Origin of the sequence: Streptomyces katrae (genome assembly GCF_000717655.1) — a bacterium.
Lineage (GTDB): Bacteria > Actinomycetota > Actinomycetes > Streptomycetales > Streptomycetaceae > Streptomyces > Streptomyces katrae_B.
In genome coordinates, this window is sequence record NZ_JNZY01000023.1 from 37,705 (window position 1) to 62,963 (window position 25,259).

Sequence of the window (25,259 nt, forward strand, 5' to 3'; positions counted from 1 at the left end):
GCACCCACAGGCGGGCGCGGGCCTGGCGGCGGATCTCGTCCGTGCCTGTCGGGGATGTGCCGGGCGTAGTCCAAAACGGGTGGCCGTACATATTGCGGAGGGCCTCGACGAGCTCGTGCGGCAGTCGGTGACGGACAGGACGACCGTCCTCCGCCCCGGCCCCGGACGCCGTGCGGGCGGCCGGGTACGGGGCCCAGGAGCACTGGTTGCCAAGGGCACCCGTGTCGGGTCCCCGCATGGGCCTCGCTTGACTGATGGACGGCGCGACGGGTAGGGAGAGGCTGTTCATTGCGCAAGGTGTGAAACGGGGGACATATGAAGCCGCTCGAAACGGGCGATCCCACCTCGCTCGGCGAGGGCCGCTACCGGCTGGTGGGACGGCTCGGCCAGGGGGGCATGGGCGTGGTCTACCTGGGCCGTTCCCAGTCCGGCCGTGCGGTCGCCGTCAAGGTCGTACGTCCCGAGTTGAGCACCGAGCCCGGGTTCAAGCGCAGGTTCGCCGACGAGGTCGCGGCCGCGCGGCGGGTCGGCGGCTTCCACACCGCGCCGGTGGTCGACGCCGACCCAGACGGGGAGCCGGCCTGGCTGGTGACGGCCTTCGTGCCCGGTCCCACCCTGCAAGCGGTACTCGCGCGCGTCGGATCGCTGCCTCTGGACACGCTCACCGTCCTGGCGGCCGGCCTGGCCGAGGCACTCGAGGCGATCCACCGAGCGGGGGTCATCCACCGCGATCTCAAGCCCGCGAACATCATCGTCGCGGAGGACGGGCCGCGTGTCATCGATTTCGGCATCGCGCGCGCCCTGGACGGAACGTCCCTGACACAGACCGGGCTGCAGGTCGGCACGCCGGGATTCCTGGCACCCGAGCAGCTCACCGGTGGTGGCGCGGTCACCCCTGCGGTCGACATGTTCGCTCTGGGGGTGGTGCTCACCCAGGCGGCGGGCGGCGCCCCCTTCGGTGACGGCCCCTCCGCGGCCAGGCACTTCAAGGTGGTCTACGAGGAGCCGGACCTGACCGCGGTGCCCGGTGAACTCCGCGAAGCCATCGGCGCCTGCCTGGCCAAGGACCCGGCGGTGCGGCCCACCCCGGCCGCCTTCCTCGACACTCTCACCGTCCGCCACCCGGACGGTGGCTCCTGGCTGCCGGAGGCGGCAACGCAACTGCTCCCGCCCCCGGAACCGGCGGTGCGTCCCACCGTGCCGGACGGCCCGTCGGACACGGCGCAGGACCTCGCGGTACCGGACGCCGTCCCGCCCGTCGTCGCGGAGCCCCGTACGGAACAGCCGCGCACCGTCACGGGACCCGCGGCGCGGCTCTCCCCCGCCCCCGCCCCCGCCCCTGCGCAGGTGCCGCAGGCGGATACAGAGAGGCCCCGGCGGCGCCGCGCGGTGGTGGCGGCGGTGCTCGTGGCTTCTCTCGCGGTCGTCGGCGGCCTGTACGCGTGGCAGCCCTGGAGCGACTCCACCCAGGACAATTCCAAGCCCGGCGCCGCCACGCCCACCGGATCCGCCCTCGCCCCTGCCCCGTTCCCGGCCGATCCCTTGCTGATCCGGCAGGACACCGCCCCGGGCTGGCCCGGGACCTGCCACAGCGTCATCGCCCGCCGGGACGCCGCGACGGAGAAGCCCGTGGGGCTCATCGCAGGGGGCGCAGGCACATGCGACACCCTGCCCCAGTGGTCCCCTGACCGCGGGTCGTTCGCGTTCACCCGCAGCACACCCGAGGGCACGGCCGTCTGGACCGCCAATGCCGACGGTTCGAACGCTCGGCGGATCACCTCCATCGCCGGCGGCAGGGTGTCCTGGTCGCCGGACGGCAGCCAGCTCGCCGTGCTCCGCAAGAAGGACGGTGTCCAGCAGCTCTTCGTGGTCGGCGTCGCCGACGGCACGGCCCGCCAGCTCACCTCGGGCGGGAGCCAGGTCGAGGATCCCTCGTGGTCGCCGGACGGCAAGAGCATCGCGGTCTGTCTCCAGACGGCTCCCGAGAACTGGCAGATCCACCTGGTCGACCCCGCCGCCCCGAGCCGCGCCCCACAGCAGGTGACCCGGCTGCCCCATCCGGCACTCGACCCGGTGTGGTCACCCGACGGCTCCACCTTCGCCTACACGGCGGGGACCTACGGCACGGGCACTCAGGGCGACATCCGCCTCGTGGACGCCGACGGCAGTAACGATCGTGAACTGGTCACCACCGGCGCCCACGAGATGGACCCCGTCTGGTCCGTCGACGGCACGTGGGTTGCCTTCGTCCGCGGCCCGTACGAGAAGCCCGTGATCTGGGCCGTGCGCGCGGACAAGACCGGAGAGCGTACGCTCACCACCGGCGGCGGTGCCGAGGGGCATCCCTCCTGGCGCTGAGAGCGGAAGAGGCCTCCGGCGCGGCGTGCTCTCCGCGCGCGACCAGCACCTCGGCAAGCACGGCGAAGTCCGCTTCCCTGGCCGACCAGTCGGTGAAGAGGTCCAGGGCGAGGCCGGCGAACGCGTCCTCGTCACTGTCGTCGGAGAGATGGGGTCAGCCGTCGCACCTCGGCGCCGAACAACCGGTGGGCCGGCTCTGGATGTGTGCGCAGCGCCGCGGCAGCCGTCCAGGGCTCCTGGTCGCGACGGTTCGCCTACAGCATCGTGGCATTTCCCCATGCAGAGGACCGCTGGTACCAGTGGCGATATCCCAGACGCGGCGGGCCGCCATCAGCAAGGGCCGTGCCCACAGCGGGATCTCGTGGGGCAAGCAGCCCCGGCGGAGCCCCTCGTCGTGGAGGGTAATGGTGGCGCCAGCCGGGCCCAGGTCGTGGGCATGGGCGGTGCGGGGACGGCTGAACGTCCGTCTGCGAACGGTTCTGCACCGCAACTTCGAGGGCCGCCAGGGCAAGGGCGGCGGTACTCACTTGGCCTCCCTGAAGAGTGGCGCCGCCACCGTGGCGCCACTTGACCTCACCCGACTCCCAGTCCGACGCCAACGCGACCGCGGGAGTCTGAGGCCGTGACGGGGTCGAGGACGGACTCTTCGAGGCCTGGCGCAAAGGCCCGGAGGCCCGGCTCCTCGCACGAGTACGCCGTCTGGGCCCTACAGAGCCAATGGTTCAAAACGGTCATCCGTTCCCGGTTCGGCGACACCTTCCGTGGCAGCTCGCCGAAGTGAGGCCTGCTGATCGGCTGACGGAAGCGCACACAAAGGTGCGCACACTGCAAGTCCCGGAGGGCGTAAGGACGGCGCTGTCCCGGAAGCTGTTGGTCGTCACGGCCGGGGTGAAGCACGATCTCGCCGATGCGGCAAGGCGCCTGGACGGGTCGATGAAGGACCTCGGCGAGGGTCGATCGCCTGAAGGCGACTGAGCAGCAAATGTCCGCGCTGGTTGTCAGCACGCGTTCCTGTGAGGAGAAGCAGAACCATGACGTCACTTGATCCTGCAACCCGATCTCAGCCCCCTGCCGGTCATCTCGGTTGGCTGACCGCTGTGACCGGGCTGGTGTCCATCGTTGCCGTGGCCATCCTGACCTTGACCGGTCACGCTGCCGCAGCCACCACAGTCGGGGTCATCGGTGGCGGGGTGAGCGCCGCTGGCGGCATCCAGGTGACCGTCCGTATCCGGCGCTGAGGCATCGGCCTCCTGCTGCGGGACTGCGGGCCGTTCGCCGCAGCCCCGCTCGCGCTGACCGACCGCGACACCGTGACCGGCGCCGTGCGCTTCGCGAACGAGGCCACCGCCGCCGGCATCCGCCCCGTCTTCGGCGTAGACGTCGCAGTCGCTCCCCACGCCCCCGCCCGCCCTGGATCCGCCATCCGACCCCGCACGCCGGTACGCGGTGGAGCACACGTGGTCTGGCCGCCGCTGCGGGTCACGCTGCTCGCGCGGAACGCCGCGGGGTGGGCGCGGCTCTGCCGTCTGGTGTCGGCTGCTCATGCCGGTGCGGCCGGCTGTGCTGGGGCGTGCCCGGCACAGGGCCTGGCTCGCTGCGGCTTGCCGCCTGTACCGTCGGCCTCGCCGATCAGCTCGGTGCCCGTGCGGTGCTGACGAACGCGGTCCGGTACGCAGATCCCGCGCAGCACCGGATCACCGACGTGCTGGATGCGGGCCGCGGCGGAGCGGATCGCGGAGGCGTCCGGCGCCGGTGCGGGCGAGCGGCCGCATTGCTGGCAGAGACCGGCCGCATCCCACCCCGACCGGTCGGGCGTCATCATGCGTCGACCAGCTTCAGAGTCCTCTTCGTCTTCTTGGCTGGCGCCGTCTTCTTCGCTGCCGCGGTCGTCCCAGTCGTCGCTGGTGCCTCCGCGGTTTAGGCGGCGCCTGTCTTGTCGTTGATCTGGAAGGTGATTACGTCGACTTCGTCGGTTCCCGCCAGATCTGGGTAGTGGCCCTTGAGGCCTTCCCGGAGTTCGGTTGCGGTCGTCAGCCCCTCGGCTTGGGCGTCCTGGTTGGTGAGGTCGCTGACCAGGCAGTGCCTGATGCCGGTCACCTCTGCCGGCAGGACGACTTCGGGGTCGCTTTCAAACACCAGCCGTGCCGGCCCGAGCTGGGCCGGGTCCCGGAAGCGGGTGGTCTTGGTCTTGGCGCCAGAGCGGACGTCTTCAAGGTAGCGGGGGTTGAACCGGATGATCGGGGGACCGGCCGTCTCGGGGTCTTGGTAGAGCGATGGGTCGAGACCGTTCATGCCTTCCGGGGTCCATCGCTGAGTCAGCGGCATCAGGTCGGCGGCGAGAACGGACCTGGGCCCCGCGGGCGTGGGCACGATGACGCGCATGGTGGGGTAGTAGTCCACGAAGACCTGCCGATCGCGCCCGCACGGCCCGATGACCCCCCGCCCGTGGTTTCCCACGGCAACGATGCAGCGCATCTGGCGGGCACCCTGGGCTCGTGCGGCTCCCAGAGCCACGAGTTCGGCGCAGGGTCCGCCGGTGAAGTGGTAGAGATTCACGCCGGCGAACATCCGGTAGTCGGCGGCCATGACCGCAGCCCCCATCGTGTGGACCCCGTCTTCGTCGGGCCCGGCGTCCGTATGCGCGTCTATGGTGCGGCGTGCCAGCTCCACGAGCTCACGCTCGTCATCATCGAGAGCTCGTGCAGATGACGGTACGTACACGTTTTCAGCCTTCCCTTTCGTCAGCAGTCGCCAAGATCATTCCACGCCATGCAGGTGGGCTCCACGGGATTTCGGCTTGCCTTGACTGGGCCCCTATCTGGCGGCGGATGCGGCGGGCAGGCGCGAGGGCCCGGACGGTGCAAGGTGCCAGGGCTGCCAACTGCCCGGAGGGTGGCGAGGAGGCACTGGCGCTGGTCTTCTGGGCGTTGTTGAAGGAACGGGCCGGCGATCCTGCAGGTGCCGAAGCCCTGGCATGGCAAGCACCCGGCTCATGCCCTACTTCGCCTTGATGGAGATGGCAGAGACACGGAAGGCCGCCCGCCTCCACGAGAGCGCGGGCCGCCTCTATCGCCAGCTCGCCGGTGCCCGACTGCTCGATCCGTCCGAGGGGCAGTGGCCGCACGGCCTCGACCCGGACGGATCCCCCACACCGCCATGGCGATAGAAGTGCGTGCCGCCCGTGCCCTTACCTGTCCTGCGCGGTCAGGAGCAGGACCAAGGGCCTGGGAGGGGGTGGTCCCGAGCGCGGTGGCCACCTCTTCGGCCGGCAAACCGTCGTCGCACAGGCTGCTGGCAGCCTCCCGGCTTACCCAGGCGGCGATCCGCTCCAGCACACCCGCGGCGCGCAGCGCGGCCAACGGTGCGTCCGCGACCCGTGGCGGTCAGCTGCTCGGCCGTCTCGACCAGGAGCGCGGCCAGCCGTTCGGGCAGCGGCACGGTGGCGTCGCGGACAACGGACAGGTGCGCGGTCCAGCCCGCGCACGGTCCCGCGAGGTCGGCGTCCGCTTCGTACAGGGGTCGGTCGCCGATCGTGTCCCAGTCCAGGGGGTACGGGGCGGCGCTGCGCCATCCGCGCGCACACGGCCCGGAGGACCTCGGCGCACGGGCGGCCGTGCCGGCCGTCGTAGGCCGACCAGTGCGAGGTCGACGGCACGTTCGGACCGCTCCCGACATCGAAGTAGACCGGACCGGGTTCGCGGCCGCCGACGAGCACACCCGCCGCGTCCGCGTGCGCGTCGCCGAAGTCCACCGTCCACCAGTCCCAGTCCACCAGCACACCGCCCTCTCCCGCGTCCCTGCCGGCAGGCCGGCCGGATCCCGTCTGCGACTGCCCCATCCGCGCGGGTGCCGACACCAGGAAGGGCCCAACAACCAGCGCGGTTGGACACCGGCCCCGGCAACACAGCGCTGCTGGAGGGTTGAGCCGCGGTTGCCGTCTCCGGCGGAACGGGCGCGGCTGCATGAGGGGCGGGCCGGTGTCACGCAGGCGCGGCTCGCGGCCGCGTTGAAGAGGCCGCGGACGGTGAAGAACCGGGAGAACGGCCGCTCCGAGCCAAAGAGCCCCGACCAGCCGGGGGGGTGGGCTGGCCGGGGCAGGCCCGGCCAGCGGGGGGGGCCAGCCGGGGGCATGCGGGCGGAGTCGCAAGGGCCCTCACTTCACAGCGGATCCCCCGACTCCAGCCGAACGATCCTCGCAGGCGAACAGCCACCACGCCTGTCGGACACGCGCCCGGCGGGCGGGTGCTGGTGCAGACCCGGCGCGGTTCGCTGTTCCAGGACCGGTGGCCCGACCTGGTGGCGGCCGCCGAGCAGCAGGTGCCGCGCGGCCTGGTCCTCGGTGGCGAACTGGTCGTATGGGACACCGAGGCCGACCGGTTGTCCTTCGAGGCGTCGCAGCGCCGGGCCGCCGCTCGCGGCCGCGCCGCCGCCGGTCTGGTCGGCCGGTGGCCGGCCTACTTCGTCGCCTTCGACGTCCTGCAGCTCGACGGGCAAGAGCTGTTGCGGACGGGCAAACCCTGTGAGGGTACGAATGTCTGGTGCGCACTGACGCTTCCCACTGAACGACGCGGTTTGACCACCGTCGCAAGCACGCGCCCGTGCTCTACCGACCCGGCAGCCGATGTGGTGCCGGGTGGGGAACGGCTCGCGGATCCGTGGTCAGGAAATCAGGACTCCGCGATGACCTCGTCCGCCTGCATGCCCTTCTGTCCCTGCACCGCAACGAAGGTCACCTTCTGGCCTTCCTTGAGGGCCTTGAAGCCGGTGCCCTGGATCGCCCTGAAGTGCACGAACAGGTCAGGGCCACTGTCGGGGGTGATGAAGCCGAACCCCTTCTCATCGTTGAACCACTTCACCATGCCGGACTGGCGCTCAGACATAACCGCTCCCTTGAATCACGTTCTGCGACCGGACGCACAGGCGCCCGACGGGCTGATCATCCCTGCCAGCGGAACGAAGGTCACGGAACCGGCCGACCGGCCCCGCCCCGAACCCCGGCACGTCCTGCGCCGTGACGTCCAGGCGCAGCCGCTTGAACCGCATCGGTGCCGGAAGACGCCGCCTCGGTCCACGGCCCGGTCTGCGCTGACCTCCGCCACCAGCTCCAGGCGGACCAGCACCACGTCCAGGACGTCAAGGCTCCCCCACGTCGATGCGAACCGCATCCCTCGGTCGCACCGCGGACTTCTGCGCGGTGTGTTCCGAGTCTGCGCTATTGGGGGATGGTGACCAGGATGCGGCCGTGGCCACCGCCGGCGTCGACGTGGTCGTGGGCCTTGGCGACGTCTTCCAGCGACTGACGGTCGCCGACGGCGACGGTGAGGGCGCCGACGGCGGCGGTGGATGTGAGGTCGCGGGCGGCCTGGCGCTTGGCTTCGGGCGGGAAGTCGTCGCTGCCGAGCAGCCGCAGAGTGACGTTGTTGAACAGCAGGGGCCAGAAGGGGATCTCGGTGCGGTCCCTGCGGGTGGCGTAGGCGGCGATGACGGCGTTGTTGGCGGCTACGGCGTTGTCGAGGTCGGCGTTGTCGGACAGTGCGACCTCGATGATCCGGTCGACGCCCCGCGGCGCGTGCGAGCGAATGGCCGCGGCGGGGTCGCCGGTGTCCAGGGCGATGGCGTGGGAGACGACGGCCGGGTTGACGCGGTCGAGGTCCGCGGTGCGGCGGACGGTGGCGATCACGGTGGCGCCGGCCCAGTGGGCGAGCTGGGCGGCCAGGGAGCCGATGCCGCCGAGGACTCCGTGGACCAGGACCAGTTGGCCGTCGACCGGGCCGTCGGCGAAGACGGTGCGGTGGGCCGTGATGCCGGGGATGCCGAGGCTCGCCCCCAGCTCATCACTCAGATGATCTGGCAGAGGTACGGCTTGGTGGTCAGGTACGACGGTGTACTGAGCAGCTGTGCCGAAAGGGCGGTAGGACTGGGCGCCGTATACCCAGACCCGCTGTCCGACGCGGCGGGCGTCGACTTGGGCGCCCACGGCGTCGATGACCCCGGCGGCGTCGCTGTGCGGGATCACGCGTGGATAGGGCATGGACGAGCCGAGCCAGCCACGCCGCTTCTTGGTGTCGCCGGGGTTGACGCCCGAGACGGTGACACGGACGCGGACCTCACCGGGACCGGGAACAGGGTCAGGTAGTTCACCGACGTGCAGGACATCGGCGGCGGGGCCCTGGTCGTCGTACCAGGAAGCAAGCATGGAAGTACCTCCGTGGGCGGTCAGCTCGCGGGAACGGCGGGCGCATGCGGATCACTGTCGGTGCATGCGGTGTCGAATACGGGCGGCTTCTCCCCGAGGGTCTCGCGCAGCCAGGTCCGTTCGGCGCGGCTGGTGGCGCGGGCGGTGAGCAGCATGCCGCGCCGGTAGGGGTCGGCGACCTCCTCGGCACGCAGGGGCCGCTGGTTGTCGTAGAAGAAGCTCGCCGACTCTTCCAGGAACTCCAGCCGCCTGCGCAGCACCGCGTGCTGTTCGGCCACGTCGGGCAGGTGGGAGAGGAAGGCCAGGACGATGTAGAACCGGGTGAAGTCGGTGATCTCGTGGTCGGCGGGCTTGCGCAGGCGCTGAAGCATGTCGGCCCGCCCGGCCGCGGTCAGGCTGAGCACGTACCGGGCCGCCCCCGCGGCCGGGTCGGCGCGCCGCTCGATCAAGCCCGCCTTGGTCAGACGATTGATCGCCGGGTACAGGCTGCCGTCACTGACCGGCCGCGTATAGCCGGTCAGCTGTGAGACACGGCGGCGCAGCTCGTGTCCGGGCAAGAGGGCCTCGGCGAGGAAGCCGAGTATCGCGAGTTCCAGCATGAGTCCATCTTTGCACGCGGACATCGAATCGATGTGAACATCGATTCGATGTTACGCTCGTAGGTATCCGCCGAAACGTCTCTGGAGAGGCACAGCAAGATGCCGTCGCAGTCCACCGAGTCCGTGATGAACCGCTTCGTCGAGTTCATCAACACGGGCAACGAGGATCTCGCTCGCGAGGTCATTTCTCCGGACGCGGTGTTCCACGCGCCAAGCCACCCGGAACCACTGCGGGGGCCCGATGGGTACATGGAAGTCATCGGGATGATGCGCAGCGCCTTCCCCGACGTCCAGTGGACGCTGGAGGAGACGGTCACCGAAGGCGACACCGTGGCCGCGCGGTTCACCATGCGGGGAACCCACGACGGTGAATTCTTCGGGATCCCGGCGAGCGGCAACAAGATCTCGGTGCAGGCCATGAACTTCTACTACCTGGCCGACGGCCGGATCGTCGGCGAACGGGGCCAGCCCGACCTCCTCGGGGTGATGCAGCAGATCGGTGCCGTACCGGCGCCGTGAAACCACGTTGGGCTGGCTGAGCCTTCGGTCGCGCGGGATTGCCGCTGCCCGGAAGGGCCGTACGCGGTGGTAGAGGGGTGCGGCCGAACCTCCCTGACCCGCCGCACCGCCCGACCCGGCCCGCACCTGGAGCCGGGGACATGAGGGAGCTGTGCCGCGCGGCCTACGGCGTCACCAGCCCCGCCGTCGCCTCGCTGTGCCACCTGACCTGTCGCTGACCTGCGGCGCACCCTAGCGATTGAATAGAGGGATCCCCGCCCCAGGAGCAGCGCCATGACCTCCCCCGCCCCGTCCCCCACATCGAGACCACAGGTCGCCACCTGGTCCCCCTCGCAGACCGGTCATGCGCGCGGTGGCACGTTAACTGCGCCAGTGACTCCGATTCCGGAGCGAGCTGCTCCACGCTCCCGTGTCTTGCGGATAACGCGCGCTGTGACGTCTGGCACCGCGCCTCCTGCGTTCCCCTTTCAGAGGGCCATCCACGGGACGCGGCAGCGGTGGGAGGCCGTTCCCTCCGGGCACAGGGCCGCGATCACCGCGTTGCGGATGGTTCTGTGCCTCCGAAGGGAACACACCAAGCGGACACGCAACTCGATCGGCTGTCGAGCGCCACTGCTGCGGGCGGGATGTTCCACCGCCCACTGCTGCGCCAGGAAGTCGTACGCGTCGGCGGGTGAGGTCTCGCTCACACTGACGATCCGGGCACCGCGGGAGCCCACGGCGTCCTCGACAAGCGTTTTGACCCAGGCCAGCCCCTCCGTATCCGCGTACAAGCCGAACGTGAGGTCGCGCGTCCTCATGCCGCTGCCCCCGTGCACCAGGAGTGAACCGGCGCGAGGGTGGATGACGGCGGCCATCCGTTGACCGTCGCCAGTAGCTGCCAGTAGCGCTCCACGAGCGGGTCGGTGCTCGTTCGCAGGCGGGCGAGGAGCCAGCGGCCCAGATCGCTCTCCTCGGCACGCTCGAACGCTTGGGCGTAGAGCTCTCCCAGTGCGTCGGCCGGGGATGCGTCCGCGGTGGAGGCCGGAAACAGCCCGGCGGACACAGCCTCGTTGATCCGTTCGCGCATCGCCAGGTTGAGGGACTCTTGCAGCGCCATGCCGTCCTTCCGGGAGAGCTCTTCCGCCTGGTCCTCGGCTGTCCGCCGGATCGCACCACGGAAGTCCGCGGTCTGGCAGAGTCCGCCAAGTTCCACCCAGGCATCGACCCGCTCGGACGTTGGGTCTTCGGGTAGTTCAGGCAGAACGGATTGCATCAGGCTTACGAACTCGGCATTGATGTGGAGGCCCGTGAAGGCTTCCTCGATGACGTCGGCCACAGGGCGGTGGCGTTCGGTCCGGGAGGGCGTGGCAAGTCGGTGCACGAGGTCCATCTCCAGAGGAGTCGCGCGGCCGCGTCCGGCGACCGCTCGAAGAAGGGCGCGGGGTAGGCGCAGGGTACGGATCTGCACGTCCAAGGCGTTGGCGTGCGCTTGCACGATCTCCGACAAGGACGCCTCCCGGTCCAGTACCCTGCGCACCGTCGCCAGGTCGAGCCCCAGTTCGCGCATCGTGCGGGCCAGCTCGAGGCGGGTAAGCGCGTCCGGATCGTAGAGCCGGTAGCCCGCCGGGCTCCGGCCGGTCGGCGGGACGATGTCCCGGTCGGAGTAGAACCGGATCGTCTTCACCGTCAGTCCGGTCCGGCGGGACAACTCCCCGATGGAATATTGCGTGTCGCTGTGCATGCCTCCAGCCTTTCGTCTCCCCCTACGGGAGACTCAACCGGGGCCGACACAGCAGGGTTTAGGCCGCCCCCTTGGATCACCACGGCTGCTGGCACCTCGCCGCACTTCATTCCGCGCCATCTTCTCCCGGACCACCAGGTGATCCAGAGAAAGCACCGGCCTGGCGGGCGCACGACGCCGGCTACGGCACCTCGCTGCCTCGGAACACCCGAATACGCCCAGTATGGGGGCACCCTTCCGCCTTGCGATGAGGCGGGCGCAGTAGGGAGGTGAACCGTGTCCGTCCTGCCGCCCGACCTGCCTCGGCTGCGGACACTGGTCACCTACCTGGGCGGCGAGCTCGACCTGGCCGAGGCGGCCCTGGCCACGGCGAGGAACGCGAGGCCCTCGCCGCGTCCGGACGGCCGCCGAAGGAGACGCCCGCGTGGCCGGCCGAGCGCAGGATCGGAGGCGGCCGGCTTCCGGCCTGGTACACACCGGGGACTGCTGGGACACCGGCAACCGCTGCACCCCTTCACGGACTGGGAATCGATGACGGATCCGTTGTGCGAGTGCGTCGCGGATCGGGTCAGCCTCGGATCATTGTCTCAATTCGCGTTGAACGACCAGAAGATGCCGACCTCGTCCGCCGACACCGCGATCAGGCCGAGGTCCATCATGTAGTCGGTGAAGGGGTGGCCGCCTTCGAGGTCCCGCGCCAGGAAGTCGGGCGCGTCGGAGCTGCGGGCGAGGTCGGAGGAGGTCCAGAACGCCGCATCGGGGCCGAAGCGGTCCAGCAGGGTCCGGGCGTCCGCGAGCACCGCGTCCCGGTCCTCCCGGGACCGGACCGGGGAACCCTCGAAGAACCACTCCTGCGCGAGCGAGGCGAGCAGCTCGACGGCGGCGCCGGCCGTGATCGGCCGGAGCCCGGCGCGCAGGTCCTCGGCGGCCGTCGCACGGAACGGGTAGGAGGGGAAGCCGGCCTCCCGTCCCTCCTTGAACGTCTCCGGATCCAGGGCGGACCAGCCCCGTGGGTCGGCGACCGACCGCTCCATGACGGCGCGGACGTCCTCGGCCCAGTCCTCGTGCAGTCGGGGACCGCTCCCGGCGAAGGTGAAGACGTCCTCCAGGAGCCGTAGCAGCGCAGCTTCCCAGGTGACGGCCTCGGTGGATCGCGTCGGCATGGTTTCCTCCTCTCGGGCTCAGCAGTCGAACATCCAGAACAGCCCGACCTCAGTGTCGGAGAGGATGACCAGGCCGGCGTCCTCCCAGTAGAACGTCATCGGGCTATAGCCCCAGTGGGACGCCCCGAAGTCCAGCGTGCCGTTCCTGCCCGCACCGACGGTGACGTTGGTGTAGCACGTGAACGTGTTCCCGTAGCGGGCGAGAATGGTGCGGGCCATGGCCTGCAGCTCGTCGAAGCTCTCGGTGAACCGTTCGAGGTTCCGGAGGGTGCAGCCGCCGTCGGTGAGTGCGAGGAGAAGGTTCTCGGCGCTCGCACGGTCGATCTCGTGCAACCGTTCCCCGACGTCGGCCGGGGTGAGCGGACGCTGGGGGTCGGCCTCATGGGGCGGTCGGAAGGGGAAGGCCGGCACTTCTGTCGTGCGCTCGTTCGCGGTGTCGTCGAGCCCGGCCCAGCCCCGCGGGTCGGGGACGGCGCGTTCCATGACGGCGAGCACGTCGGTCCGCCAGTCCTCGTGCTTGCGCGGACCGGTGGCGCTGAACGTGAACGCGTCCTCGTAGAGGTGCCGTACCGCCGCTTCCCAGGACGCCTGGTCGATGGACATCTTCGAAGGGCCTTTCTCACTTGCAGGGCATGGACGTCATGACGGTGAACGGAGGATCGCGGCTGCTGTCGTACCTGATCCTCATGTCGACGCCCGTGACGCTGGCACTTCGCGTCCTCGCCCACGGCGGGCCGACGTGCCCAGGATGAAGGTCCGTGAGTCGGTTCACGGACCTCGGAAACCGGAGGGAGCCGACGTGGAGGAACACAGCCGAGAGGCGAGCTGGGCGGGCTAGCGCTGAGCCTGCCGACTGATACCCGGCCGGGCTCAGTGCTGAGCCTGCCGTCCGTCCGGTCCCACCACGTCGTCATCCGACGTTCTCCACCAGCCACGTCGCCGCCTCGACGATCAGCGGCACCACAGGCGACCAGTCCTGGCTCGCCATGCTGCCGTGGTCGCGGGTGGGCGCGTGGCAACGATCACCGTTCCTGACCTGGTGCTCACTGAGGCTCGTCGAGGCCGTCTGGTGTGCGCCCGATCCTGTCTCTACGTTCGCTGCCCCGTGGCTGGGGCCGCTCACCGCATGTCCGCGGCGAGACTGTACTCCGGCAGTGCGATGTCCCCGGCCTTGGCGAACTGTGCGGCGAGCAGGTTCCGCATCGGCCAGCGGGTCATCTGGCGCATGGAGAGGTCCCGCAGGCGGATGCCGAGCCGGCCCGAAGGCGCGAATCCCGAGGCGCCGCCCGGCGGGAGCTGCTGAGCCTGGCTCACGTACGGGCGCATCACCTCGTCGTAGCGGCGGAAGGCCATGCGGTGGTCGCCCTCGGCGGCAGCGAGTTCACCGGCCAGCACGTAGGCGCCGACCAGAGCCATGCTGGTCCCCAGGCCGGTCAGCGGGGTCGCGCAGTATCCGGCGTCGCCGAGCAGCGCCACACGGCCGCGCGACCAGTGGTCGAGGCGGACTTGGCCCATTGAGTCGAAGAAGAAGTCCGGGGCAGTGCGCATGGCCCGCAGCAGGCGTGGGGTCTCCCAACCGACGCTTGCGAAGCGCTGGGCCACGAGTTCCTGCTGGGCGGCGACGTCCCGGCGGTCGTAGGCGATCGGTACCGAGCGGAAGCTGAGGCCGGCCTTGATCTCGCCGGCGAGGCGGCCCGGCCGTGCGGAGGCGACCAGTCCGCCGGGCGCGTTGTGCATCAGGTACCAGCCGTCGAGCTCCAGGTCGTCGGTGGCGGTGAACCAGGCTGTGTAGAGGCCGAGCGGGTGGACGAACTCCTGCTCTGGGCCGAAGGCCAGCGCGCGTACCACGGAGTGGGGTCCGTCCGCGCCGACGACCAGCCCAAACCGGCGCGGCGCGGCTTTCTCGAAGGTGACGGTGACCGCGTCAGCGTCCTGATCGATGCCGGTGACGGTGTCGTCGAACAGGTACTCCGTGTCCGGCAGAGTGGCCTCGTACAGCAGGTGAGCGAGATCGCCGCGGAGGATCTCGATCTCGGAGACGATCCCCTCGCCGCCGAAGCTGTCGGCGGGCACCCGCGCGGTGGTCCGGCCGTAGGCGTCGACGAGTGCGAGGCCGCGCTGGTCCACGCTCTCCGCCCTGGCCCGGTCCATCAGGCACATCCGCTCGATCACGGTGCGGCCGGCGCCGCGCAGATCCACGGTCTGCCCGCCCGGCCGGGGTTCCGGCGCGCGTTCCACGATCGTGACCCCGGAGCCGCCCTTGCGCAGCCAGTACGCCAGTGCGGGCCCGGCGATGCCAGCACCGCAGATGAGTATCTCGCTGTTCGACATGAAGCGAAGGTACGCCGTACGCAAGCCAGTACACAAGCATGAAATCCCTTTACAATACGGCGTGTTGAACTGTAGTGCACTAGTGCTGTGGGGCTGGGAAGGCGCTCGTGTGCGGGGATCGTCCGGCGTCGACAGCTAGGATGGCACCCATCCAGGTGCACTAGTGCAGAGGGGTGTCGATGAGCGGACAGGCGGTACCGCGCTACAGCCAGATCGTCGGCGAACTGCGGCGGCGGATCGAGACGGGTGAACTGGCGCCGGGCGATCGCGTGCCCTCGACCCGCGAGATCACCAAGCAATGGGGCGTCGCGATGGCGACCGCGACGAAGGTACTCACCGAGCTGCGCCACGAGGGGATGGTCCGTGCCGTCCCCGGCGTCGGGACGGTTGTGGCGGCCCCGAGCCGCCCGGCGCGGGCCGCCCGCCCCGCGGCCGCCTCACGCCCGGGCAGGCCGTCTGATGCGTCATCGGTCCAGACGGCGCTCACGCTCGGACGGATCGTCGGTGCCGCTGTCACGGTCGCCGACACGGAGGGGCTGGCCGCGGTCTCGATGCGTCGGGTGGCCTCCGAACTCGGAGTGGCGACCATGTCGCTATACCGGCACGTGGCCGACAAGGACGATCTGCTGACGCGGATGATGGACACGGCCATCGCGGAGTACCCGTTGCCCGCCGACCCGCCGGACGGCTGGCGCGAGGCCGTCGAGCTGGCGGCCCGGCAGCTCTGGGACCTGTTCCGGCGTCACCCGTGGTTCGCGCCGGCCCTGTCGGTGACCCGCCCTCAGATGATCACCTCGGCGCTGCCGTACAGCGAGTGGATGCTTGCCACCTTGCACGCCCACGGCCTCGACTTGCAGTCCGCCTTCACCGCGCACCTCATGATGCTCAATTACGCCCGTGGTGTCGCAGTCCACCTGGAGTCGGAGCAGGAGGCCGAGGCGCACAGCGGCCTGGACAGCGAGGAGTGGATGGACACTCAGGAGCCCGCGCTCCTGGCGATCCTGGCCACCGGCCGGTTCCCCGAGCTCTCACGCCTTGCCAAGGCCGGTTACGACCTCGACCTCGACGCCCTCTTCGAGTTCGGCCTCCAGCGCCTCCTCGACGGCCTCGCCACACTCCTCAACGAGAGCTCCGCCGACTAAACGGAGAACTCGAGGCCCCGACCACCGACACCAAAAGAATCGGCTCCACATCGGACTCGACCTCTGGACCGTGACGTCACAGTCCCGGCCCAGGGCTCTCGTCTCGGCCTCGACACCTGCGGAGATACTCCAGCCAGGAGCGCATGCGCAGGCCGGCACGGTCAGGCTATGTGCAGTTGAGGATGAAATCGCAAGTGCCGGTGCCGGGGCTGGGACTCAGAGTCGGCTCGCTGTTCAAAATGTAGAATCCTGGATACTTCCCCGCCGGAACTACGATTATTGTTTGATTGGCCATGCGGTCGGAGGAGGCAAACGCTGTGTATTTCGCCACGAGGTAGAAGAGGTTTACCTTTTCGAGGGTGGGCTCCTTGGCGTAGAGCCCCCGATAGGTGCGGTCTTCCGTCGAGTCATGGCCTGGAACGATGAGGACTTTCTTCGCCCAGTCGTCCGGGCTGGTGGCGAGTTTTCCCACGTTCGCATCCAGGTAGGCCTGCACGGGCGGGTTGAAGTCGGCCATGTGGATGTGCAGCTGGTCCTCGCTTCGTTTGAGTGCCGAGTTGATGCCGAGCCCCGTCCGGGTGGTGTTCATCTTGAGATCCACATAACCCCACGCGGTGTTCCAATAGTGCAGGGCGGGATTGCTCCATACATCGTGGCACTCGATTCCCTTGACGCGCGCGGTGGGGACCAACAGGAGGCCCTTGCCCGGGCCGCCGCTCATTACGGCGCACTCCGGATTCTCGTAGAGCCTCATGACGGGGTTGCAGGGAACGAGTGGCTGTTTCGACCAGTTCTTGACCTTGAGCCAAAGATAGAGCCGGTCGCCGTCAGTTGCGTCGCCGCAGTCGGGGCTGGGCAGGGTGCCGGGACGGTCTTCCCGCTGATTTTCGGACATGTGCCGCCTCCGTGATGGTCGGAAGTGGCCGCGGCCCGAATACGGAGCGGGTCGCGGCCCGCTCACCACCACTCTGGCGCCCTCTCGGGGGGACGTCATCTTCGCTGCGGGTGAATATACCCATATCCCCCAGACGGAGTAGTGGACCCCTTGCCGCCTTGACAGATCCCGCCGGAGAGACGTGGGTCGGCGGCGGGACCGGCGTGCGCGAGCAGTTGGCCCACCTGTAGGCGCGCACACCCAGGTTTCTGGACGTTCTGGGCCCCTCCAGGCGTCGGTGCCGTCGGCCCCAGCCCGGCGCCGTCCGGCACGGCACAAGGCGGCGCCTAAGGGCTTGGAACCTTGTCGCAGACCTTGGTTTCGAACCCGTTGCTGGGCCGCCGGGTCTGCGGCGTCCTTCGAGCACCGAGGGCAAGCTGGTAGCAGTCGTCCGCGAAGGGGCCGCCACCCACACCCGCCGACGCTGGGCCCGGCGCGCGTGGGTCCGGCCCGAGGCCGGCGGCCAGGAAATGCGGCTCTGTCGCAGCTCTTGTGACAGTCTTCCCAGCGAGCGCGCAATCAGCGTGAGAGATGCCGGTCCACGGGGACGTGTACCAGCCGCTGGACTGGAGATCGCCCTTGAGTCATAGCCGTGCCGATGTCCCGGAGGCTGGACCGGCGACGGTCGTTCGTGGAACCGGCTTGCGTCTCGATGCCGCACTGCACCGCTTGGCCGTGACCTTCCGCGGGAGTGTCGTTGATCCGGACGAGGTCCAGTGCGACTGCCACTGGGGCAGCGCGGAGGAGCTCGCACTGTTGAAGACCGCGGATGTGGAGCTGGACCCCGACCTCCTCAACCGCACCTGGCGGGAAACCGACTGGCGGGACCGCGCCTCCGTCTTGCGCCGCATCCTTCCCCAGTTCGCCAGAGCCCTCGTCAGCGGCTCAGTCGAGCCCGTTGGAACGCTGGGGAAGGCCGGATCCCTGTTCGCTGAGGGGACTTGGCAGGAGTGGCCTGCCCAGCAGTCAGAAGCGGTGGGGGAGTTCCTGCACGCCTGGTGGGCCCACACCCTCGCCGACGCGTGCCCCGCCTTCCCGGCCCACGAGGTTCTCGAAGTGTGCACCGGAGCCTCGGGCACGGTGACCCCATGGCTCGCTGTATGGGAACAGCAGGACGATCCCACGGCCAACCAGCACCTGGCCACGGCACTGGACTTCTGGGAGTACGACCTGCTGCAGGACACACTTCCCCTGCATACCGATTACTGGGAGGAAGAGGACAAGGAGAAGGCACGGGTGGAACTCACCACCTGGGTGGTCCGTCATGCCCCTGCCCGTCTGCGGGTCCAGGGGGCTCCCGAACATCTCCTCCACGCGGTACGACTCCTCGGCCTCACCGGCCCCGACCGCTGGGACGACACTCACTGGCCCATCCGGCCCTCCGCCGCGTGAACCGGGCACGAACCGACATCCCGTCATTTCCCCTCAAGTAGACACTGAACGTCACGAGATCTGCGGCCGAGCCGAATTACGGGCTCTGTCGGGGATCCGCGTGGGCTGTGGGAGGGGCGCTCTGTTGTCGGGGTACCGCGGGGGTGTCACCAGGTGAGGATGACGGCGCCGTTGCCGCCCTTGGCGCCCTTGGCCCCTACTCCGCCGGTCGGTCCGTAGCCGCCGTCCAGGCCCTTCCACTTGTCGCCCTTGGCATTGCCGACATTGGGGTCCCACTCGCCGCCCCCGCCCCCCGAGCCTCCGTGTGCGCCGTATGCTCCGGCGCCGCCGTCGCCGCCGGCACCGTAGGACACGCCCTGGGCGCGGGCCGCCGCGCCGCCTCGTCCGGCGGCGCCGGACGCGCCGGAAGATCCGCCCGCTCCACCCCGGCTAGTGCCGCCCTGCGGGTTCGTTTGGCCGTCTGAGCCCTTCGCACCGGCCTTGCCAGCCGCTCCGCTCAGACCGGCGGCTCCCTTCACCGCAGAGGCCTGCGAGTGGCCGCATTGGTTGCTCGAGCTGGAGGCAGTGGCACCGCCGGCCCCGGCCGCGCCGCCCTCCTTGGCTCCCGCGCCGCCGGCGCCGGCGCCGCCGCCGCCCGTCGAGCCGTTGGTCCCGCCCACACCGCCTGAGCCGCCGCTGCCGCTCCGCCCCGGCGCGCCGCCCTTGCCCCCGAGGGTGCTCGCGATGGTGGAGGGGAACTTGTTGTCCTTGTTGCGGAGGACGATCATCGAGCCTTCCGCGTCGCGCCCGTCGTGGCCGTCGTGGCCTTTGCCGCCGCTGCCTCCATTGGTCCCGCCACCCCAGGCGGTACCTCCGCCCTCGCCCCAGCTCGCCTCGGAACCGCCCGCACCGCCTGCGCCGCCGTCTGCGCCGGCCCCTACAAAGATCTCCACCTTCGCCCCCGGGACCACATGCATCGTGCAGGTCACGAACGCGCCGCTGCTCGCACCGCCGCCTCCGCCACCACCCGCGCCGCCACCGCCTCCACCACCGCCTCCACCGCTCGTCCCGACGGCATTGGTGCTTCCTCCGTTGCCTCCCCCACCGCCACCGCCCGCGCCGCCGCCACCCCCGCCCGCGCCGCCACCGCCGCCACCGCCCCAGACATACATGGTGATGGAGTCGACGCCGTCAGGGACGGTCCACAGCCACCGGCCCGGCCCCCACTGCTTCTTGTGCTCGACACTACGAACCTCAGCCTGCTGAGCGTGGACGGCGGGTGCGCCGGCCACCACAGACGCGCTCACCAGGGCAGCCGCTCCGACAATGTTTCTGATCATGGCCGTTACAACGAACCACCGACTCCCACGTCACGGACACGGAACGCCGCGGGCCTGCCTAACCCTGGCGGTTGCGTCAGCCTGGACCGTCAGCCCAGCCGCACACGCCTTTCTCACGGCAACTCGGGGAGCAGAGCGACACCCGTGTGACTCAGCGCTGTACCTAGAACGCTCAAGGGCCAACTACAGCGCTCCGTCAAACCCGTGTGACTGAGCGCCGTTGTTGGCCAGCCTGGCCAACAACGGCGCTCGCGATCCACAGGCATCCCGGCCCAGGAGCTTTTAGAGGGGCACGACGCTGGTGACCGGAGCGAGCAGGCCGAAGACGGGATCGAGAGCCCCCGCCACCTGGCTCAGCTGACCGAGCTGATTCAGCTGGTTGAGCTTGTTGGTGGCTCCGGGGTGGATCGACTGATCGTCCGCGTTGGCCGGGCCCGCAGCCAAGGCGAGGGCGCCGAGGACGAGCGCCGAAGAAGTGAGCAAGGTGCGCATGTTCATCATGTCTTGATCAACGAATGCAGAGGCACGTGGATACCCCTGGCAACAGGTTCTGCCGGCGCTCCGGCATAAGCACACCTCTGGCCAACTACGACGCTCAGTCACAACTACGGCCGATGGCCGGGCGTGGCGTTCGCGGAGAAAGCGAACACATGTTTCACTCGGGGTTGTGAGACCACCGTTCTGTCTCCCCGAGGCCCTGATCACGCTCCAAGGGGCGTGGCAGCAGACCTACGTGGAGGTCTCGGAGTCCCCCGACGAGGCCGGTGCGACCGTGCTGGAGCCCCGGCTGATCGCCCTCTCCGGAACCCTGTGCACCCACCCCTACTGGGCGGCCCCCACCGCCTGGCGAGCCGGCAGCCCGAGCTGCGGCGCGCCGCCCGCATCCACACCTCCGCACCGGCGGACGGGGAGGCAGCAGCATGAACGAGCAGACCACCACCAAGCCCCGCCCGCAGGTCGCCACCTGGGCACCCAGCCAGACCGGCCCCTACGCCCGGCCGTGTGTTGACTGCACTTTCTGGGGCTCGTCGGACAGATGCGGCGTATGAACGCGCAGGCGTACTGAGTCTCGGGGGGCATGCGGCGCAGGTCTGCTGACGTCCCGCCCTGGGCTGGGGATGCTGTTGGCGAAACCGGGACTGCGCTCTGTTCCACTGGCCATCGCGTGGATACAGAGCGCAGCCAGAACGAAGAGGGGGTTACAAGGGGCGGACCATTTCCGCTTGCGGACCCTTCTGCCCCTGGGTGACCTCGAACTCCACCCGTTGGTTCTCTTCCAAGCTCCTGTATCCGTTGGTCTGGATGGCTGCGAAGTGCACGAACACGTCTGCGCCGCCATCGTCCTGGCTGATGAAGCCATACCCCTTGTCGGCGTTGAACCACTTCACAGTGCCTGTTGCCATCGGTCCCACTCCTTCATCCGGTACCACGGCGCGATCTTGACGCCCCGGCCGCAGCCCAATCGAGCAGGCTCCGGCACTTGATCATTTCCTCCCGCCGAGGCGAAATCCGCCGTTCCCCCTGCACCTCACCCATGGGGATGAACCTCACCACGGCACGGGCCCTCCAAAGCTGTCCGGGACGAGGCGGCTCGGGAGCAGGCGGCCGTAAGGGCGCTTCATCATTCGGTCCGGACACCGCCGACCTGTAGCCCGCCGAGCGCGCCGCCCTCGACCAAGGGGTGACCGTACAACGCGGTCAGGGCTACGCCGTGCGCGTCACCGCCGTCCCGGCCGTGCGCCAGTGGCTCCTCGCCCGCTGCCAGCCGCTCGACGGCGCCCGGGGCGTTCCGGCGATCCCGGCCCAGCGCAAGGCCCGCCGCTACCACGAGAACCGCGTCAGCACCCTCGCAGCAGCCGCACCATGATCAATCTCACCGGCCGCTCATCGAGGACGTGTCCACGCCGCGGTGCGTCAATGCTGGCAGGACGGCCGCACGCGGAGCAGCTCGGTCCTCAGCACGGGTGTGCCGTCGACCGGTGCCGGGGCCTCCGCGGTCGGTTCGATGCCTCCGGCGGCGACTTTGTCGAGTGTCGTCAGGCCGTCGGCGCCGACGGTGCCGAACACCGTGTAGTTCGGTCGCAGCGCGGAATCGCCGTAAACGACGAAGAACTGTGAACCATTCGTGTCCGGACCGGCGTTGGCCATCGCCAGCAGGCCGCGCCCATAGAGGCGGCGCGCGCCGGTCGGATCGGTCGGTGCCGGCGGCAGGTCCACCGGCAGCTCGTCCTTGTACTTGTACCCGGGCCCGCCCTCACCGGTACCGGTCGGGTCGCCGCACTGCAGGACCTTCAGCGTCGGGTACGCCGTCAGACGGTGGCACACCGTACGGTCGTAGAACCCATGCCGTGCCAGGTGCAGGAAACTCTGGACCGTGCACGGCGCCTTGGCCCGGTCCAAGTGCAGCGGGAGCGCGCCCTGGCTAGTCGGAACAGCCATGTCAACCGTGCCACGATTGGGGGTGCGCCGCGGGTCAGGCGGCAGCGGAACAGAGCGCGCCGGCGGCTCGTCCGGGGTCTGTGTGTACTGGCAAGGGCCGTGCGTCGTGCGCGGCGGAGCGCCGTCGGAAGCGGTGGCGACACTCCCCCCGGACACGACTAACGCCACGGCCGCGAATGTGCTGATCAGTGCCCGTTTCATCTCGCACGCCCTCCCGATGATCGCCAAGTCCTGGAGCGGTGGCAGTCTAGGGCGTGCGTTTGGTCCGCGGGAATAGTTAACGGCAGGAGGCTGGCCCGGCCGACCCCGAAATCCTCGCCCTCCAGCTGACGTCCCTGCTCGACGGAGCCAATGGCGCTGTAGGCGTCGGCCGCACCACAGGCTCCAGACGGCCCTCACGCGGCTCCGCCAGCCGCTTCCGTACCGTCCGGACCGTCACACCGGCAGCCTCCGCCATCACCCGCACATGCAACGACGACACTGACCCCCGCCCCTGATCCACCGCCAACAACCGACGCACCACCACACCCTGCGCCAACCGGCCGTCCTCACCCATACCCACCGGCACAGCCTTTAGCTGCGGCCGGTGCCCTTCCCCAACGCCTTCGGCATACCCTAATAGCCGAGGGAGGCGTTGTCGGAGCCGACTGCCACTCCCCTCCAGCTCGTCGAGTCGAATCGAGGTGATGTCGATCCACCTCCCGACGTTCTTGCCCCACGCGATCGTATGGGACTCGCTGTCGCAGCTGAAAGTACTGGGGCGGGATCCGTAGCTGTGTACCTTGATGACGGCCTTGCCACCCGAGTTTCGTACCAGTGCGCGTAGTAGAGGTAGAACTCGCTCCGCGGCGGCGGTCGCGGAAGGCACGGCAGTACGCGACCAGGCCGGCCTCACCTCCCTGGACACGCGCCACATACCAACGACCAGGGAAACTGCGCAGTACTCAAGCAACCTGCGCAACCAGGCCCCAAAGCAAACAACTCCGCAGGTCAGACGGCTGGACGACCCTGCGCTCTGCGCCGAATCGGTGAGCCAACCCAGCCACCAACCCGCTCAGTCAACCTGCACGGCTCCAGGTCACAAGCGTGACGACTACGCAGATTCACTGCCCCACGACAGTTCAGTCTGTTGCTACACCGCAGCTCGTTGACCGGGCCAGCTCATTTCGATGACACCAACTTCACCGCGCCAACCTGCCCCCACAGACCCCCTCGCACCGCCGCGACCGGCACAGATCAAGCAACCGAGTCATGGGAAAGGACATGCGGCCTGATGGACAACCACACGCGGCGTCGCACACCGTGCTCGGCTGAAGTCACGCGAAGGACGGCCACCGATTGGCGGCCCACTCCCGCCAGTCCGCCCAGCCGGGCGGCGGGCCGGCGGCCCCGCAGTCTCCCCGCTCAGCCGCATCGGGCGCCTCGAAGTGCGCCCGCCCGTGCAGAATGTCGGCCTCGGTCATCGGAAACGTCTCCCCGGGGGCGTTCGCCCAGCGCTGGGCGATCCGGGCACGTTGGGTCTCGTCGTCCACCGGCAGGTAGATCATCCGGAAACAGGCATCCTCGGCCTCGGCCAGCCAGCGGATCGCGGACCGTTCGTCCCGGGACCAGCAGCCGTAGTCCACCACGACGTTGGTGCCCAGCCTGAGCGCCTCCAGAGCGAGCCAGAGCATGCGGCCCTCCAGCACGTCGCGCTTCCCGTCCGCCTCCGCCATGCCGAACAGCGGGATCATCCAGTCGTCGGGCGTCAGGCGCAGCGCGCCGTGCTCCTCGGCGAGCTGCCGAGCCTTCGTGGTCTTCCCGGCCCCTGGTAGGCCGACCATCAGGAACAACGTGGTCACGCCCAGATCGTGTCAGGGAAGCCGGGCGGACGGCCACTGCTTTATCTGTCTGCTCACGGCCTGAGCCACAGGTGGATTGAGGCCACGGTGACGACGCCCGTCGGCGGCCCGGATCCAGTACGGGCTGTCAGATTCGGTGGCGGTGAGCGCCGACACCGAGAGTGACGGCGGACGTTCTTATTTTTCACTTAGAACGTGTCCCTAGCGTCTCGTTCATGATGATGCAACGTGGTGCAGTCGGATCTGCTGTCCTCACGGCCGTGGCCTTGACCGCCACCCTCGGGGTGGCCGTCGTGGCTCCCGCCCCGGACAAGGCCGCCTCGGTGTCCCACAGCAAGGTGACGGACAATCTGTACATGTCGCTCGGCGCATTCGAGGATGCCACGTCCGGCGAGGACCCCAAGGTCAAGGCCCTGCTTGACCGTACGGACATCGGCGGCGTACAGGTGGTGGTGCCCTGGAAAGCCCTTGAGGGGAAGAAGGGGGAGTACAAGTGGTCGCGGCTGGACAATGCCCTGACGTATCTCCAGGAACGCCACAAGAAACTGTTCGTCCAGGTTCAGGATCGGTTCTTCGACGTAGCCATGGAGGACGCCAACGTGCCCCAATATGTGAAGGACGAGGGCGGGGTCGCGCCGACGGTCGATGAGAACCCTGACAACCCCACCACGCATGGGGCCATGGCCGCGCAGTGGAACAAAGGGGTGCGAGCAGACTTCCAGGCCATGCTGAAGGCGATGGCGGAGAAGTTCGACGGCAAGCTCGCCGGGGTGAACCTTCCGGAGACCGCGGTCGAGGTGGACACCAAGAAAGATCAGACCAACTACACCTCGAAGTCCTACATCGATGCCGAGATCGACAACATGCGCTACGGCAAGAAGGTCTTCACCAAGACGCAGTTCATCCAGTACATCAACTTCCTGCCGGGTGACGACGACCACAAGCGCATGAAGGAAATGTTCGACCTCGCCAGGGACGAGAAGATCGGCATCGGAGGACCGGATACCCTGCCGGACCGGAAGTACCAGATGGAGAACTCCTACAAGTTCCTCCACGAATACAAGGATGCCCTTCCCCTCGTCGCGATGGCCGTCCAGGAACCCGACATCAACGCCAAGGACCCCAAGACCGGTAAGCCGTACACCCGCGAACGGTTCACGGACTTCGCCCACGACTACCTCGGTGCGCGCCAAATGTTCTGGACCACCGAAGCAGACTGGCTGCAGAATCCCCCGGTATGACACCTGCCCGAGTGCGGCCACTCAGACCCCTGGGAGTGACGGAGCGCTCCCAGGGGGCACCT

Annotated in this window: 24 protein-coding genes and 2 pseudogenes; 11 read left to right on the forward strand and 15 right to left on the reverse strand. The window is 69.1% G+C overall.

What is annotated here, in order from left to right; translation table 11 throughout:
* Positions 1-315 precede the first annotated feature (315 nt).
* From IF09_RS41955 to IF09_RS43340, 4 genes and pseudogenes are all read left to right on the forward strand, one after another.
* Complete coding sequence (locus IF09_RS41955) at positions 316-2,358, forward strand: protein kinase domain-containing protein (RefSeq protein WP_051832855.1); 2,043 nt, start codon at positions 316-318, stop codon at positions 2,356-2,358.
* A 777-nt stretch (positions 2,359-3,135) separates the two neighbouring features.
* Positions 3,136-3,333, forward strand: coding sequence for a hypothetical protein (locus IF09_RS0125310; protein WP_030299427.1), 198 nt, complete (start codon positions 3,136-3,138; stop codon positions 3,331-3,333).
* A gap of 56 nt (positions 3,334-3,389) precedes the next feature.
* Positions 3,390-3,596: a hypothetical protein gene (locus IF09_RS46400; protein ID WP_199920480.1), complete on the forward strand. Its 207-nt coding sequence runs from the start codon at positions 3,390-3,392 to the stop codon at positions 3,594-3,596.
* Positions 3,597-3,599: 3 nt separating this feature from the next.
* Positions 3,600-4,078: pseudogene (locus IF09_RS43340) on the forward strand (PHP domain-containing protein); the annotation flags it as partial.
* Between the two features lie 197 nt (positions 4,079-4,275).
* Here IF09_RS43340 and IF09_RS48275 read toward each other — a convergent pair.
* On the reverse strand, positions 4,276-5,028 hold the full coding sequence (locus tag IF09_RS48275; protein ID WP_037635956.1) for an ASCH domain-containing protein: 753 nt from the start codon (positions 5,026-5,028) through the stop codon (positions 4,276-4,278).
* A 346-nt stretch (positions 5,029-5,374) separates the two neighbouring features.
* Between IF09_RS48275 and IF09_RS0125330 the strand changes: the two genes are divergently transcribed.
* Both IF09_RS0125330 and IF09_RS47225 read left to right on the forward strand, forming a co-directional pair.
* The gene (locus IF09_RS0125330; RefSeq protein WP_158710042.1) at positions 5,375-5,524 is read left to right on the forward strand and encodes a hypothetical protein; all 150 of its coding nucleotides are present in this window, start codon (positions 5,375-5,377) and stop codon (positions 5,522-5,524) included.
* Positions 5,525-6,606: 1,082 nt separating this feature from the next.
* Positions 6,607-6,804, forward strand: a pseudogene (locus tag IF09_RS47225) (ATP-dependent DNA ligase); the annotation flags it as partial.
* A gap of 221 nt (positions 6,805-7,025) precedes the next feature.
* On the opposite strand, the gene IF09_RS0125340 reads toward IF09_RS47225, so the two are convergent.
* The 3 genes from IF09_RS0125340 to IF09_RS0125355 form a co-directional block, all read right to left on the reverse strand.
* Positions 7,026-7,238: a cold-shock protein gene (locus tag IF09_RS0125340; protein ID WP_030299437.1), complete on the reverse strand. Its 213-nt coding sequence runs from the start codon at positions 7,236-7,238 to the stop codon at positions 7,026-7,028.
* A gap of 332 nt (positions 7,239-7,570) precedes the next feature.
* Entirely contained in the window at positions 7,571-8,554 is a 984-nt protein-coding gene (locus tag IF09_RS0125350; RefSeq protein WP_030299439.1) for an NADPH:quinone reductase, read from the reverse strand.
* Between the two features lie 20 nt (positions 8,555-8,574).
* On the reverse strand, positions 8,575-9,153 hold the full coding sequence (locus tag IF09_RS0125355; protein WP_030299441.1) for a PadR family transcriptional regulator: 579 nt from the start codon (positions 9,151-9,153) through the stop codon (positions 8,575-8,577).
* A 99-nt stretch (positions 9,154-9,252) separates the two neighbouring features.
* On the opposite strand from IF09_RS0125355, the gene IF09_RS0125360 reads away from it, so the two are divergent.
* Complete coding sequence (locus IF09_RS0125360; protein ID WP_030299443.1) at positions 9,253-9,672, forward strand: ester cyclase; 420 nt, start codon at positions 9,253-9,255, stop codon at positions 9,670-9,672.
* 467 nt (positions 9,673-10,139) lie between these two features.
* On the opposite strand, the gene IF09_RS0125365 is transcribed toward IF09_RS0125360, so the two are convergent.
* The 5 genes from IF09_RS0125365 to IF09_RS0125385 form a co-directional block, all read right to left on the reverse strand.
* Entirely contained in the window at positions 10,140-10,472 is a 333-nt protein-coding gene (locus IF09_RS0125365) for a hypothetical protein (RefSeq protein WP_030299445.1), read from the reverse strand.
* Positions 10,469-11,395 carry a MerR family transcriptional regulator gene (locus IF09_RS0125370; RefSeq protein ID WP_030299446.1) on the reverse strand — a complete coding sequence of 309 codons (927 nt, stop codon included), beginning with the start codon at positions 11,393-11,395 and terminating at the stop codon, positions 10,469-10,471. Before IF09_RS0125370 ends, IF09_RS0125365 begins: the two co-directional genes overlap by 4 nt.
* 587 nt (positions 11,396-11,982) lie before the next feature.
* Positions 11,983-12,558 (reverse strand): hypothetical protein, encoded by a 576-nt coding sequence (locus tag IF09_RS0125375; RefSeq protein ID WP_051832856.1) that lies wholly within the window; start codon positions 12,556-12,558, stop codon positions 11,983-11,985.
* A gap of 18 nt (positions 12,559-12,576) precedes the next feature.
* Complete coding sequence (locus IF09_RS0125380; RefSeq protein ID WP_030299451.1) at positions 12,577-13,161, reverse strand: hypothetical protein; 585 nt, start codon at positions 13,159-13,161, stop codon at positions 12,577-12,579.
* 516 nt (positions 13,162-13,677) lie between these two features.
* A complete protein-coding gene (locus tag IF09_RS0125385) occupies positions 13,678-14,889 on the reverse strand; it encodes an FAD-dependent monooxygenase (protein ID WP_030299453.1) in 1,212 nt (403 codons plus the stop codon).
* Positions 14,890-15,068: 179 nt separating this feature from the next.
* Here IF09_RS0125385 and IF09_RS0125390 point away from each other — a divergent pair, with 179 nt between their 5' ends.
* Entirely contained in the window at positions 15,069-16,031 is a 963-nt protein-coding gene (locus IF09_RS0125390; RefSeq protein ID WP_030299455.1) for a TetR/AcrR family transcriptional regulator C-terminal domain-containing protein, read from the forward strand.
* A 166-nt stretch (positions 16,032-16,197) separates the two neighbouring features.
* On the opposite strand, the gene IF09_RS0125395 is transcribed toward IF09_RS0125390, so the two are convergent.
* On the reverse strand, positions 16,198-16,926 hold the full coding sequence (locus IF09_RS0125395; RefSeq protein WP_030299457.1) for a CDP-diacylglycerol diphosphatase: 729 nt from the start codon (positions 16,924-16,926) through the stop codon (positions 16,198-16,200).
* Between the two features lie 681 nt (positions 16,927-17,607).
* On the opposite strand from IF09_RS0125395, the gene IF09_RS0125400 reads away from it, so the two are divergent.
* Complete coding sequence (locus IF09_RS0125400; protein WP_030299458.1) at positions 17,608-18,357, forward strand: hypothetical protein; 750 nt, start codon at positions 17,608-17,610, stop codon at positions 18,355-18,357.
* Positions 18,358-18,503: 146 nt separating this feature from the next.
* Here the strand turns inward: IF09_RS0125400 and IF09_RS48025 are convergent, their stop codons facing one another.
* The 3 genes from IF09_RS48025 to IF09_RS0125420 all read right to left on the reverse strand — a co-directional run bounded on the left by IF09_RS48025 (position 18,504) and on the right by IF09_RS0125420 (position 21,079).
* Positions 18,504-19,643, reverse strand: coding sequence for a hypothetical protein (locus tag IF09_RS48025; RefSeq protein ID WP_158710043.1), 1,140 nt, complete (start codon positions 19,641-19,643; stop codon positions 18,504-18,506).
* A 315-nt stretch (positions 19,644-19,958) separates the two neighbouring features.
* Positions 19,959-20,159: a hypothetical protein gene (locus IF09_RS0125415; protein ID WP_234321143.1), complete on the reverse strand. Its 201-nt coding sequence runs from the start codon at positions 20,157-20,159 to the stop codon at positions 19,959-19,961.
* Between the two features lie 716 nt (positions 20,160-20,875).
* Positions 20,876-21,079: a cold-shock protein gene (locus IF09_RS0125420; RefSeq protein WP_030299464.1), complete on the reverse strand. Its 204-nt coding sequence runs from the start codon at positions 21,077-21,079 to the stop codon at positions 20,876-20,878.
* A 278-nt stretch (positions 21,080-21,357) separates the two neighbouring features.
* Between IF09_RS0125420 and IF09_RS40595 the strand changes: the two genes are divergently transcribed.
* Positions 21,358-21,543: a hypothetical protein gene (locus IF09_RS40595; protein WP_051832857.1), complete on the forward strand. Its 186-nt coding sequence runs from the start codon at positions 21,358-21,360 to the stop codon at positions 21,541-21,543.
* Positions 21,544-21,590: 47 nt separating this feature from the next.
* On the opposite strand, the gene IF09_RS0125430 is transcribed toward IF09_RS40595, so the two are convergent.
* Positions 21,591-22,316: a peptidylprolyl isomerase gene (locus tag IF09_RS0125430; protein WP_030299466.1), complete on the reverse strand. Its 726-nt coding sequence runs from the start codon at positions 22,314-22,316 to the stop codon at positions 21,591-21,593.
* Positions 22,317-23,431: 1,115 nt separating this feature from the next.
* A complete protein-coding gene (locus tag IF09_RS0125435) occupies positions 23,432-23,956 on the reverse strand; it encodes an AAA family ATPase (RefSeq protein WP_030299468.1) in 525 nt (174 codons plus the stop codon).
* A 215-nt stretch (positions 23,957-24,171) separates the two neighbouring features.
* On the opposite strand from IF09_RS0125435, the gene IF09_RS0125440 reads away from it, so the two are divergent.
* A complete protein-coding gene (locus IF09_RS0125440) occupies positions 24,172-25,197 on the forward strand; it encodes a hypothetical protein (protein WP_234321144.1) in 1,026 nt (341 codons plus the stop codon).
* Positions 25,198-25,259: the final 62 nt, after the last annotated feature.